The sequence below is a fragment of the Pseudomonas sp. B21-036 genome (assembly GCF_024748925.1).
In the GTDB taxonomy this organism is placed as follows: domain Bacteria; phylum Pseudomonadota; class Gammaproteobacteria; order Pseudomonadales; family Pseudomonadaceae; genus Aquipseudomonas; species Aquipseudomonas palmensis.
In genome coordinates this window covers 2399206-2412062 of record NZ_CP087178.1, presented here as the reverse complement: position 1 = coordinate 2412062, position 12857 = coordinate 2399206, and the positions used below count along the sequence as shown (strand labels likewise).

Genomic DNA, 12857 nt, shown 5'->3' with positions numbered 1-12857 from the left:
AACGCCGCGCTCAGAAATGCCACTCCAGGTTGATCGACAAGGCGTCCACGTCGATCCCGTCGCCACGGCGGTTGCCGAACTTGTTGCGCCAGTACTCGTATCCGGGCCCGATCCATAGCGTGTTTCTTGCGCCGCCCAGCACAGCCCCTGCATCCAGCATCAGCGAGGTGCGCATCAGCTGTTCATCCGCCGTCGGGTTGCGCCGGTAGTCATCGCCCTTCTCGCCGCTGTAGCTGTAGAAGCCCTGGAACTTCATCGGCAGGCTGCCCAGCGCGAACGGTATGCCCCAGGTCAGGTTCAGCTGGTAGAACGGGTCGAACGCCATGCGCGAATGGTTGCCCGGCTGCCGGCAGCTGTCGAGCCCGCAGTGGTTCCATTCCCTGGCATAGAACAGGCTGAGGTCGAGAAACCCTGCCGGCAGCGCGAACTTGAGGGTCGGGCCTATCAAAATCATGCGCTTTCGCGACTGGAACGCGTTGTTCTTGGTGTTCCAGTCCAGGCCCAGGGTCAGCGCGACGTCCTTCACCGGCCCGAACGCCAGCGGCCGATCGAACACCCGTGCATGCTGCAACTGATTGCGGTAGGTCAGGTAGACCTCGGTGGCGCCGCTGCTGCTGTCCTTGCGCGGGTCATCGCGGTCGGACTTGAACACATCCACGTTGGCGAACTGCTGGCCCAGGGCGTAGCTGCTCACATGGGCAAGCTGGACAATGTGCTTGGCTATGTCCTGGCGCTTGCCCGGGTCCGAGAAATGGCTGCTGTAGCGATAGCCGATAAAGGTATCGCTGAAGGCTGGCGGCGGGCCAGCCATCACCATCGGGGTCATGAAAAGCGCGAACGCGGGCGCGCCGATGCGAGTCTTCATCAGGGAAGCTCCTATCAGGTGGGGGGTGGGGTTGTGGTATCAGGTGGCAGCGCAGGCGATGCCGCAGCAGCTGCAGGGTGGTGTGGACATGTGTCGGCCTTTTTTATATTTTTTGGACAAGCAACAGTTCATGTCTAAATATTGATACACTCGCGCCATGGCCTCGTCAAGCCGATCTGGTAGAACATGCCACCACGAAAAACGACAAGGATCCCCCAGTGAACCAGATTGATTACCAGGCAATCGGCGAGCGCCTCCGGGCCTTTCGCATCGGCCGCCAGCTCAACGCCGACCAGGTGGCCGACAAGCTCGGCATCTCGCGGGCTGCGGTGTACCGCCTGGAACTGGGCAAGATCGTCAAACTCGACACACTGGAGCGCCTGGCCGACCTGCTGAAGGTGTCGCTGACCAGCCTGCTGGGTTCCGATACGGAGTACTTCGACAACGCCCTCGGCTACTTCGAGCGCATGCGCCAGCTGGAGGCCCGTTCCAGCAGCGTCATCTCCTACTTCGACCCGTTTTCCTACCTGCTGACCACGCCCGAATACTCGGCGCTGTTTCAGACCATGCTCCACGAGGCTCGACCGCAGGGCTTCAGCCCGGCACAGGAAGCGATGGAGAGCCAGATTCTGAGCATTCTGGACGAGCGCAAATCCACCTTCTTTCGCGAAAAATTCCAGGTCAGGTCGATTGTCAGCCTGCGTCAGATCGAGCGTTACCTGCACATCGGCCTGGTAGGCCGCCTGGACCTGCCCCCCAGCGTGCGAATGGAGCGCGCCCTGCTGGCACGCAAGGAAATCGAGAACCTGATCTCCATCGTCGAGACCAACAGCGATCACCCGGGTATCTACCTGATCGACGAGGCACTGCCCAGCGCCACCTTCCAGATCTTCGAGCAGAAGACCACCAGCTACGTGGCGGTGAGCCCTTACCGGCTAGGGGAGCTGCCCAACCTGCATGTGGGCATTGCCAGCGTCACCTCCTCTGCCCAGGCCGTGGACATGTACAAGAACATGTCCAGCGACCTGCTCAGCCGCGCCTGTTCCGGGCGCGAAGCCACGAAAAAACTGCAGCACCTGCTCGCCAAGCTGTGACTGGCGCTGGCACGCCAAGGCACGCAGGACCCGGCAGGGCCGCTTTCAGCCCTTCCCTTGCGCCTCGGCCAGGCGCCGCTGGATTTCGCGGGTCTTTTCTTCCTGCTCCTTGATGGACGTCGGCGTGATCAACTTGTCCACTGCCTCGGTATCCGGGTCCGGTTGTTCCAGCACCGGGTCGGGGGATGGCGTGCCCTTCTGCGCCTGGTCCGACGAGAGTGGCCGCGGGACCTTGTCGCCCTGTTTGGTATCGGTGGGTTTCATCGGGTTCTCCTTCGAGTGCGGGGTGTTACTAAGCAGAACCCGTGAGGTAGGAAAAGTTTGAAGTGATTTGGCCGGCCGGCCTCAGATGAAGATGGTGCCGCGCAGGTAGAGCGCCGCGTGACCGCTGATGATGACCCGGTCGTTGTCCAGGACTTCGCAGTGCAGTTGGCCCTTGCGCGCCCCGCCCTGCTCGGCACTCAGGCTGCGCTTGCCCAGGCGTTGGGCCCAGTAGGTCGCCAGCGAAGTGTGGGCCGAGCCGGTGACAGGGTCTTCGTTGACCCCCACTCGCGGCCCGAACCAGCGCGAGACGAAGTCCATGTGACGACCCGGCGCGGTCACGGCAACCCCGCGCACCTCGAATGCGGCCAGGGCGGCAAAGTCGGGGTCGAGCCCGGCGACGATGCTTTCATCCTCGACCACTACCAGGTAATCGTCCGTGCGATACAGCGCCTCGGCCTGTTGCAGCCCCAGGGCCTGCAGCAGGCCAGGCGGCAGGGCTACGGCTTCAGGCTGCTTGGCCGGAAAGTCCATGGCCAGGCGACCGCCTTCGCGGCGCACTCGCAATTCACCGCTGCGGGTGGAAAACCGCAGCGTGTCGCGGCATTCACCAAGCTGTTCGAACAGCACCCAGGCGGCGGCCAACGTGGCGTGCCCGCACAGATCGACCTCCACTGCGGGGGTAAACCAGCGCAGCTCGAACACCTCACCGTTACGTACCCAATAGGCCGTCTCGGACACATTGTTCTCTGCTGCGATCCGTTGCAGCGTTGCATCAGGCAGCCAGGCGTCCAGCGGGCACACAGCCGCCGGGTTGCCGCCGAACGTCTCGGAAGAAAAAGCGTCCACCTGGAAAATATCGAGTTGCATCGGGCACCCAAGTAATGATCGTCGGGCCTAGAAAATATCAACCAGGCGTTGAATTATCAATTTATTGTTGAAATCCTGAAGCGGGAACCCGCGTTGGGTCGATTGCGGCTTTCTCTCAACCAGCGCAGCAAACCACCACCGCCTCTTCACTCCCCACAAATCCCGCAAGCCCGCCGTTCGATGTCAGAATTGCCCCCATTCGATCGTTTTGGAGACCACCATGCTTCGTGCATTTGAACGAAGGCTCGACCCTTTCCCTCCTGACGAGGTGCCCCCGCCGCCCGTGGGCCTGGCACGCTTTCTGTGGGCGTGCACGCGGGGTGCGCGCGGCTACATTCTGGCGTTCGCACTGCTCAGCGCTGCGGTGTCCATCTATGAAGCCTGGCTGTTTTCGTTCCTGGGCCAGGTCGTGGACCTGCTCTCCACCTGGCAGGCCGGGGGCGATGCGGCAGCGCAGGAACGCCGCGTGCTGTGGGGCATCGGCATCGTGATGCTGTGCAGCGTCGGGCTGGTGGCCCTGCGCACCATGGTTCAGCACCAGATACTGGCAATCAACCTGCCCTTGCGCCTGCGCTGGGACTTCCACCGCCTGATGCTGCGCCAGAGCCTGTCGTTCTTTTCCGACGAATTCTCCGGGCGCGTCACCACCAAGGTCATGCAGACCGCACTGGCGGTGCGCGACCTGCTGTTCACCCTGATCGAGATCGCCCCCGGCATCGGGGTGTACTTCATCGCGATCATCGCGCTGGCCGGCGGCTTCGCGCTCAAGCTCATGCTGCCCTTCGTTGCCTGGGTGGTGCTGTTCGGCCTGGCCATGCTGTACTTCGTGCCGCGCCTGGGCAAGGTCGGACAGGAGCAGGCCAACGCCCGCTCGATGATGACCGGGCGCATTTCCGACGCCTACACCAACATCACCACGGTGAAGCTGTTCTCCCACTCCAACCGCGAGGCGCACTTCGCCCGTGCGGCGATGGAAGACTTCAAGCAGACCGGCTTTCGCCAGATGCGCCTGGTCAGCCAGTTCGAGATCGTCAACCAGGCGCTGGTGGTGGCCCTGATCATGGCCGCCGGCGGCTATGCCCTGTGGCTGTGGCACCAGGGCGAGGTCGGCGCAGGTGCCGTGGCGGCGATCACCGCCATGGCGCTGCGCATCAATGGCATGTCGCACTGGATCATGTGGCAGATGACCTCGCTGTTCGAGAACATCGGCACCGTGCAGGACGGCATGGCCACACTGACCCGCGGCCCCAAGGTCAAGGATGCCCCGGACGCCAAGGTGCTGCAGACCCGCGGCGGCGCGGTCACCTTCGACAAGGTGAGCTTCAACTACAACGGCGAGCGCCAGGTGCTCGACGGCCTGAGCCTGAGCATTCGCCCGGGTGAAAAGATCGGCCTGGTGGGGCGCTCCGGCGCGGGCAAGTCCACGCTCATCAACCTGCTGCTGCGCTTCTATGACGTCGACAGCGGCCAGATCCGCATCGACGGGCAGGACATCGCCCATGTGACCCAGGACAGCCTGCGCAGCGCCATCGGCATGGTCACCCAGGACACCTCGCTGCTGCACCGTTCCATTCGCGACAACATCGCCTATGGCCGGCCCGACGCCACCGACGAACAGGTCCGCAGCGCAGCCGCCAGTGCCCAGGCCGACGGTTTCATCAGCCAGTTGAGCGACCAGCAAGGCCATAGCGGCTACGACACCCTGGTGGGCGAACGCGGCATCAAGCTGTCGGGAGGCCAGCGCCAGCGCGTCGCGATCGCCCGAGTGATGCTCAAGAACGCCCCGATCCTGCTGCTGGACGAAGCCACCAGCGCGCTCGACTCCGAGGTCGAAGTGGCCATCCAGGAGAGCCTCGACGAGATGATGCAGGGCAAGACCGTGATCGCCATCGCCCACCGTCTGTCCACCATTGCGGCCATGGACCGGCTGGTGGTGATGGATGACGGGCGCATCATCGAGCAGGGTACCCACGCCGAGTTGCTTGCCAGAAATGGCACCTATGCGCAGCTGTGGCATCACCAGAGTGGCGGGTTCCTGGGTGAGGATCAGGGGGTAGCACAGGCCATGCATCAGGACTGAGCCGTACAAGCCTGCGATGGTCCGTGGTCAACGGCTATCGCAGCGTCGGCGCAGGCCGTTCATCCGCTGATCTGCACTTTGTTCACCTGGTCATGATCACAACACGATACTGACCACGCCCTCCACTTCACTCGGGAGCCACGAACATGGGGTATGTCACTACGCGGGACGGTGTCGAGATCTTCTACAAGGACTGGGGCCCACGCGATGCCCCGGTGATCGTCTTTCACCACGGGTGGCCACTCAGTGCCGACGACTGGGATGCGCAGATGCTGTTCTTCCTTGATCACGGCTACCGGGTCGTCGCACACGACCGCCGCGGCCACGGGCGCTCCAGCCAGGTGTGGGACGGGCACGACATGGATCACTATGCGGACGACGTTGCGGCCGTGGTCGACCATCTTGGCGTGCAGGGTGCAGCCCACGTGGGGCACTCCACCGGCGGCGGCGAGGTGATCCGCTACATCGTTCGCCATGGCCAGGAGCGTGTGTCGAGGGCTGCCCTCATCAGTGCCGTGCCACCGCTGATGGTCCAGACCCCAAACAATCCGGACGGCTTGCCCAGGTCGGTATTCGATGACTTGCAGGCGCAGCTCAAGGCCAACCGCGCACAGTTCTACCATGACCTGCCGTCGGGCCCGTTCTATGGCTACAACCGCCCAGGCGCAAACGCCAGCGAGGGTACCATCCTGAACTGGTGGCGCCAGGGCATGATGGGCTGCGCCAAGGCACACCTTGACGGGATCGTGGCCTTCTCCCAGACCGACTTCACCGACGACCTCAAGCGCATCACGATTCCCGTCCTGGTGATGCACGGGGACGATGACCAGATCGTGCCCTATGCAAACTCAGGGCCGCGGTCAGCGAAGCTGTTGCAGAACGGCACCCTGAAAACCTATGCGGGCTTGCCGCATGGCATGCCGACCACCGACGCCGACACGATCAACGCCGATCTGCTCGCGTTCCTGCGAAGCTAGACGACCGGGGCAGGCATCCACCTGCCCCTCCCTCTCACCACGCCGGGCTGGCAACCCGATGCCGCCCCGGCTTCATCGCCGAGGGTCGACCATGAACACTCGACACACACCTTCAACGGCCTCGCAGGTACTGAGGCTGCAACCCGATGACTGGGTGCCCAACAATACCCGGCTGCCGGTGCTGATCTACCCCCACGCGATTGCGCTGCATGGCAGTGATCCGGCGGCGCAAATCGAACGCACTTTCGAGGCCAATGGCTGGCCGGCGCAATGGCGCGATGGCATCTACGCCTACCACCACTACCACACCGAGGGCCACGAAGCGCTCGGCGTGGTGTGTGGCCAGGCAAGGCTGATGCTGGGCGGCCCGCGGGGCCGCGAAGTACAGGTGAGTGCAGGCGATGTGCTGTTGCTGCCCGCCGGCACGGGCCACTGCAAACTCGATTGCAGCCCGGGCTTTCTGGTGGTGGGGGCCTACCCGCCCGGGCAGCACGCAGACATCCGACGCGAAGCGCCAACCCAGGCCCAGCTTGCGTGCATCGCCAACCTGCCCTTTCCCGATCACGGCCCGGTGCAGGACCCGCAAGGGACCTACCAGCAGCATTGGCTCAACCAGCGTTGAAGGGCAGCGTCTGGCTCCAGCGGGCCCAGACCCGATTGCTCCCGAACCGCTAGAGACGCTACCCCAGCGCCTCGGCCGCGTTGTTTTAAATGATATTAATTCCTGTTATCTTCCTGCGCTCCCTGACCCCCAGCTCGCAGGTGTTTCGTGTCAAGCGCAGACCTCAAGGCGTTGTACCTTGCCCACCGTGAAGAAATTCAGGACTACCTGAATCGTCAGGTGCGCTGCAAGGACACCGCCGCAGACCTGACTCAGGAAACCTTCATCCGCCTGTCCGAACAGCTGGGGCGCACGCCCATCGACAACTTTCGCGCATACCTGTTTCTGTGCGCGCGCAACCTGTTCATCGACTACCTGCGTCGCGAGCGCCACCGCAAGGGCGAGGTGGTCGAGCCCACCGAGCTGCAGGCGCTGGAGCAGAAGACCCCGAGCCTGGAACGCACGGTGATCGCCCAGGACCAGCTGGCCACGCTCAACCGCGTGATGCAGCGCATGCCCGAGCCTTGCCGCGAGGTGTTTCTGCTAGCGCGCGGCGAAGGCCTGACCTACGTGGAGATCGGTGAACGCCTGGGCATTTCGCCCAAGACCGCCTACAGCCGCATGGTGCGGGCACTGGAATTGCTCAAGCTGGGCATGTCCGAGTGAGAGTGGACTATCATGCGCCCCTGTACACCTCACCGCCCGCACAGTGACCCGACCCATGGCTGAACCGCCCTTCCCCACGCCGGCCCCGGCCTCGCCCGACGAGCCCCAGGCCGACCCCATCTCGCAGCAGGCCTGCGCCTGGTTCGCGCTGATCTTCGAAGGCTCGGCCAGCCAGGCCGAGCACGAGCAATGGCTTGAGTGGATGCTGGCCGACCCGCGCCATGCCAAGGCCTACCTGGAACTCGAAGCGCTGTGGGCCCTGGCCGCCGAGCTGCCTGCCGTGCAGGCGCCGCCTGCCCCCAAGGCCCGCGGCGTCTCGCGGCGGCGCTTCATGCAACTGGCCATGGCGGCGTGCACCGCCGCAGTGGCCACCGGCTCGGCCACGCTGTGGCTCAAGGGCGACGGCCTGTCGTTTGCCGACCTGCACACGCGCGTGGGTGAAACCCGCACCGAGCGCCTGCCCGATGGCAGCGTGATCGAACTGGCCGGCAACACCGCCCTGGACCTCGACTTTTCCGGCACCACGCGGCGCCTGCGCATGCTGCGTGGTCAGGCCTATTTCAAGGTGGCCGCCGATACCCGCCCGCTGCGCATCGACACCGAGGCCGGCACCGTGGTCAGCCACCAGGGTGCGTTCTGCCTGTCCTGCGACGCCGGCAGCGCCGACCTGGCCGTCAGTGAGCACAATGCCGGGGTGCAAATCCCCGGCCAGCAGGCACAACTGGGCCAGGGCGAGGCCGTGACCTTCGGCGCCGCCGGGCTCGGCCCGGTGCAGCGCGCCGAACTCGACCAGGTGCTGGCCTGGCGCAACGGCAGCCTGGTGTTCTTCGACACGCCCCTGGCCAAGGTGGTCAATCACCTGCAGCGCTGGCGCGAGGGCCGCATCTTCATCGCCGACGAGCGCCTGGCGGCACGCCCGGTGAGCCTGATCCTCAATCGCCAGCACCCAGAGCAGATGCTCGATGTGCTGGCGCGCACCCTGCCGATCCGCCTGAGCCGCTACACCGACCTGGTGACCATCATCCGCCCTGCCTGACCCGCCGATGGCTGATTGAAAATTATTTGCAGTACCCATCAGACATTTGCACTCCTCGTGCGTCATCACCAGCAGATGAAACCCATTCGCAAACAGGCGAAGTCGTTCTGCCGAGGAGTCAAGGAAATGGCAACACCCCAGACGTTGTTCCCCCAGGGTTCATGCTGGCGCATGTCGGCGCTGGGCGCCGCGATCAGTTGCGCGCTGCTGGCACAACCGGCCCAGGCCCAGGTGCCCGCGCCCGGTACAGGGGCGGTCAGCGTGCACACGGCATTCGATATCCCCGCCCAGCATCTGCGCCAGGCATTGCTGGTGTTCAGCCAGCAGACCGGGCAGAACGTGATGCTCGACGGCAACTTGGACGCCGGCCTGCGCAGCGCACCGGTCAAGGGCAGCTACTCCGCCGATCAGGCCCTGGCCCAACTGCTGGCCGGCAGCGGCTTCACCTTCGGGCGCAGTGACGCCTCGACCCTGTACCTGGTACCGCTGCCAGACAGCGCCGGCAACAACATCGAACTGGGTGCCACCACCATCAACAGCGCCTGGAGCCTGGGCAGCACCACCGAGGGCAGCGGCTCCTACACCACCGGGCAGACCAGCACCGCCACGCGCCTGGACATGTCGCTGCGCAAGACCCCGCAGTCGATCAGCGTGATCACCCGCCAGCAGATGGACGACCAGGGCCTGAACAACCTGTCCGAGGTGATGCAGCAAACCCCGGGCATCACCGTCAACCGCGAGAACTCCGAAGGCTTCACCTTCTACTCGCGCGGCTTCGAGATCCAGAACTTCCAGTATGACGGCGTGCCCAGCCTGAGCACCGACGCCGGCAACCTGCGCGACAACTACAGCATCACCAACTCGGTGATCTACGACCGCGTCGAGGTGCTCAAGGGTGCCACCGGGCTGGTCAACGGCATCGGCTACCCGTCGGGGGTGATCAACCTGGTGCGCAAGCGGCCCACTGCCCAGTTTCAGGGCCATGTGTCCGCCGGCGCAGGCTCGTGGGATCACTACCGCACCGAGCTGGACGTGTCCGGACCGCTGCTCGACAGCGGCGCCCTGCGCGGGCGTTTCGTCGCGGCCCGTGAACAGCAGCACACCTTCATCGACTACCAGAAGCAGCAACAGGACATCTTCTACGGCGTGCTCGACGGCGACCTGTCTGACGCCACCGTGCTGAGCGTGGGCTACGAGTACCAGCAGAACGACAACGACGCGTCCTCCACCACCCACCTGCCGGCCTTCTACAAGAACGGCACGCCGGTGCGCTTCTCGCGCTCCACCAACCCGGCGGACAAGTGGGCCTACCGCAACCATCGCACCCAGCGCGCATTCGCCAGCATCGATCACCAGTTCGACAACGAGTGGTCGCTCAAGGCCACCGCCAGCTACCGCAACTATGCCTCGCGCGAGATCATCGCAGGCCTGGCCACCGCCCATGTCGACCCGAACGACAACAGCGTCGCCCACGGCTACTACCCGGGCGGTGCGGCCAAGTTCAACACCGATACCGACGAGAAGTCCTTCGATATCTACGCCAAGGGCCCGTTCTCGCTGCTGGGCAGAAGCCACGACCTTGTGGTGGGCTACACCTATGCCCACACCACCGCGCAATCGGACCGTACCGACGGCAGCACCGACGCCGTGGCACCCGATGCCTTCGACTGGAACAACAACGCCGCCTACCCCACCGACTGGGCCTGGTGGTCGACCTTCGATATCAAGACCACGCAGAAGGTCGGCTACGCTGCGGTCGTGCTCAAGCCCACCGACGCACTCAACCTGGTGCTGGGGGCGCGGGTCACCGACTACGCGTGGAGCCTGGACAGCATCAACGCGCTGCCGCGCAGCAGCCGCACCGCCACCCGCGACACCGGTGAAGTGATCCCCTATGCCGGCATCACCTACGACCTCGACGACCAGCACACCGTGTACGCCAGCTACACCGACATCTTCAAGCCGCAGCCCTACAACCGGGGTGCCGACAACAAGCCGCTGGACCCGCTCACCGGGCAAAGCTACGAAGTGGGAATCAAGGGCGAGTATTTCGACCGTCGCCTGAATGCCAGCCTGGCGCTGTTCGAGCTCAAGCAGGACAACCTGGCGCAGTCGACCGGCACCACCGGGGAGTTCGGCAATGAAGTGATGCGCGCCGTGCAGGGCGCCACCACCCGCGGTGTGGAGCTGGAAATGTCCGGCGAGATCCTGCCCGACTGGAACATCAACGCCGGCTACGTCTATCAGGCCTCCTACGACGCCGATCACCGGCGCGTGGCGACCAACCAGCCCCAGCACCTGCTCAAGGTCGCCACCAGCTACCGCCTACCGGCCGAGCTGAACAAGCTCACCGTGGGCGGCAACTGGCAGTGGCAGAGCCGCACCTACTTCGTCGACGACACCTTCTACGACGACGTCAACGACGTGGCGCTGCCCAGCCACAAGTTCTTCCAGGACGCCTACGGCGTGGTCGGCCTGATGGCCGCGTATGACGTGAGCAAGCAACTGAAGGTGTCGGCCAACCTCAACAACCTGTTCGACAAGACGTACTACAGCGGCATCGGCAACTACTACTCGGTCTACTACGGCGACCCGCGCAACGTGATGTTCAACGTCAGGTACAGTTTCTGACGCGCAACGCGCACGCCATCAGGCCTGCTGGCGGGTCGCCGCCAGCACGATCTCGCGGATGCACACGCCCTGAGGCTGTTCGTAGGCGTAGCGGATCGCATTGGCCACATCGTCCGCCGACAGCACCACACCGCCCATGCCGGCCTTCCAGTCCTGGTAGCCGGACTTGATCGCCTCATCGGTGGTGTGGCCGAGCAGCTCGGTTTCCACCGCACCCGGCGCGATGGTGATGACCCGCACGTTGTGCGCCGCCACTTCTTCGCGCAAGTTTTCCGAGATCGCGTGCACGGCAAACTTGGTGCCCACGTAGGCCACATGGTTGGGGAAGGTCTTGCGCCCGGCCACCGAGCCGACGTTGATCACCGTGCCGTGGTTGCGTTCGATCATGCCGCCCAGTACCGCATGGATGCCGTTGAGCAGGCCCTTGACGTTCACATCCAGCATGCGCTCCCACTGCTCGGGGGCCTGGGTGGCGGTATCACCCAGCAGCATCACACCCGCATTGTTGACGATCGCATCGGCCGGGCCGTACTGCGCCTCGGCCTCCTTCACCGCAGCCAGCAGCGCCTCGCGGTCGGTGACGTCGACACCCTTGCACAGGGTGGCGGGCAAGCCCAGTGCGAGCAGGCGCTCCACGCGCCGGGCCAGCAGCAGCAGGGGGTGGCCCTGGGCAGAGAACAGGCGCGCGACGGCTTCGCCGATGCCCGAGCTGGCGCCGGTCACGATGATCAGGGGTTTGTTCATGAAAGTGCTTCCGTCATTGGTTTATCAGATGACGCAAAGCGTATAGTGCCGCCCACAGCAGATAAAATGCTTAATTCCTCTTGCAGACATCGGCCTTACCTATGGATATCCGGCACCTCAAAGCCTTTGTGGCGGTGTTCGAAGAACGCAACATCACCAGCGCCGCCCAGCGCCTGTGCATCAGCCAGCCGACCTTGTCGGTGACCATCCGCCAGCTCGAAGAAGCCCTGGGCGCCACCCTGTTCAACCGCCAGTCGCGAGGGGTGGAGGTGAGCGAGGCGGCGCGTTCGCTGTACCCGCAGGCCTGCGCGCTGGTCAGCGAGGCCGAGGCCCTGCGCCAGCGCTTTCGCACCAGCGATGCGCGCCAGCACCTGAGCCTGGGCATCGAGCCGGACCTGAGTCCCGCGCAGGTCGCTGCGTTTCTGCGCTTTGCCCACCAGGTGGTGGCGCACCTGTACATCACGCTGCACGAGGGCTGTGCCGGCGATGCGCGCCTGGCGGTGGAAGAACAGTGCTGCGAAGACGAGCTGTTCCTGCCGGTGTGGGACGACCCGTTCGTGCTGGTGAGCGCAGCCGGCAGGCAGCCGGGCACGGTCACCAGCCTGTACCCCTGGGTCATCTGCCCCGAACACCCCTCCCACCAGCGCCTGATGGCGCTGTATGGCAACTCCACCGCGTCGGCGGTGGCCAGCAGCGGCTCGCTGCAACAGTCGCTGCTGCTGGTGGCGGCCGGGGTCGGCGTGGCGGCGCTGCCGCACTCGCTGGTGAGCGCGGCACAAGGGGTGCAGGTGCATGCGCTCAACAGCCCGCTACCCAGTCGCCGGGTGGGCCTGTGCTACAGCGGCACTGCGCTGGAGCACCCGGTGCTGCGCCTGCTGCACGCCGCGCTGCGCGACGCCCCGGCCGGTACCTGGCAATGATGCGACAGGCATCGAAAGCCGCGGTCTGAACGGACCGCTGGCTGTTTTCGCGATCTTCAGACTCCGTTAAGAATTGCCTCGGATACTCCTCCCGACACACACCCTGGGAGGC

General features: G+C 64.7%; 12 protein-coding genes. 8 read left to right on the top strand and 4 right to left on the bottom strand.

All coding sequences use genetic code 11. From position 1 onward, the window contains the following. Positions 1–10: 10 nt before the first annotated feature. The gene (locus LOY33_RS10760; RefSeq protein ID WP_213607376.1) at positions 11–865 is read right to left on the bottom strand and encodes a hypothetical protein; all 855 of its coding nucleotides are present in this window, start codon (positions 863–865) and stop codon (positions 11–13) included. A gap of 218 nt (positions 866–1083) precedes the next feature. Between LOY33_RS10760 and LOY33_RS10755 the strand changes: the two genes are divergently transcribed. Continuing rightward, entirely contained in the window at positions 1084–1959 is an 876-nt protein-coding gene (locus LOY33_RS10755) for a helix-turn-helix domain-containing protein (RefSeq protein ID WP_052504313.1), read from the top strand. Positions 1960–2004: 45 nt separating this feature from the next. Here the strand turns inward: LOY33_RS10755 and LOY33_RS10750 are convergent, their stop codons facing one another. Together LOY33_RS10750 and LOY33_RS10745 are read right to left on the bottom strand one after the other, a co-directional pair. Next, a complete protein-coding gene (locus tag LOY33_RS10750; RefSeq protein WP_258662596.1) occupies positions 2005–2223 on the bottom strand; it encodes a hypothetical protein in 219 nt (72 codons plus the stop codon). 81 nt (positions 2224–2304) lie between these two features. Next, positions 2305–3090 carry a PhzF family phenazine biosynthesis protein gene (locus tag LOY33_RS10745; RefSeq protein WP_043864020.1) on the bottom strand — a complete coding sequence of 262 codons (786 nt, stop codon included), beginning with the start codon at positions 3088–3090 and terminating at the stop codon, positions 2305–2307. 220 nt (positions 3091–3310) lie between these two features. On the opposite strand from LOY33_RS10745, the gene LOY33_RS10740 reads away from it, so the two are divergent. From LOY33_RS10740 to LOY33_RS10715, 6 genes are all read left to right on the top strand, one after another. After that, a complete protein-coding gene (locus tag LOY33_RS10740) occupies positions 3311–5170 on the top strand; it encodes an ABC transporter ATP-binding protein (protein WP_054914368.1) in 1860 nt (619 codons plus the stop codon). A gap of 146 nt (positions 5171–5316) precedes the next feature. Next, a complete protein-coding gene (locus LOY33_RS10735; protein WP_054914367.1) occupies positions 5317–6147 on the top strand; it encodes an alpha/beta fold hydrolase in 831 nt (276 codons plus the stop codon). Between the two features lie 91 nt (positions 6148–6238). Further along, positions 6239–6769 (top strand): cupin, encoded by a 531-nt coding sequence (locus tag LOY33_RS10730; RefSeq protein ID WP_258662594.1) that lies wholly within the window; start codon positions 6239–6241, stop codon positions 6767–6769. A 147-nt stretch (positions 6770–6916) separates the two neighbouring features. Then, complete coding sequence (locus LOY33_RS10725; protein ID WP_043864025.1) at positions 6917–7414, top strand: RNA polymerase sigma factor; 498 nt, start codon at positions 6917–6919, stop codon at positions 7412–7414. 55 nt (positions 7415–7469) lie between these two features. Next, positions 7470–8450 (top strand): FecR domain-containing protein, encoded by a 981-nt coding sequence (locus LOY33_RS10720; protein ID WP_054914364.1) that lies wholly within the window; start codon positions 7470–7472, stop codon positions 8448–8450. A 126-nt stretch (positions 8451–8576) separates the two neighbouring features. Then, positions 8577–11081: a TonB-dependent receptor gene (locus LOY33_RS10715; protein ID WP_258662593.1), complete on the top strand. Its 2505-nt coding sequence runs from the start codon at positions 8577–8579 to the stop codon at positions 11079–11081. A gap of 18 nt (positions 11082–11099) precedes the next feature. On the opposite strand, the gene LOY33_RS10710 is transcribed toward LOY33_RS10715, so the two are convergent. Then, positions 11100–11825: an SDR family oxidoreductase gene (locus LOY33_RS10710; protein WP_043864027.1), complete on the bottom strand. Its 726-nt coding sequence runs from the start codon at positions 11823–11825 to the stop codon at positions 11100–11102. Between the two features lie 101 nt (positions 11826–11926). Here LOY33_RS10710 and LOY33_RS10705 point away from each other — a divergent pair, with 101 nt between their 5' ends. Beyond that, a complete protein-coding gene (locus LOY33_RS10705) occupies positions 11927–12745 on the top strand; it encodes a LysR family transcriptional regulator (RefSeq protein WP_054914362.1) in 819 nt (272 codons plus the stop codon). Positions 12746–12857: the final 112 nt, after the last annotated feature.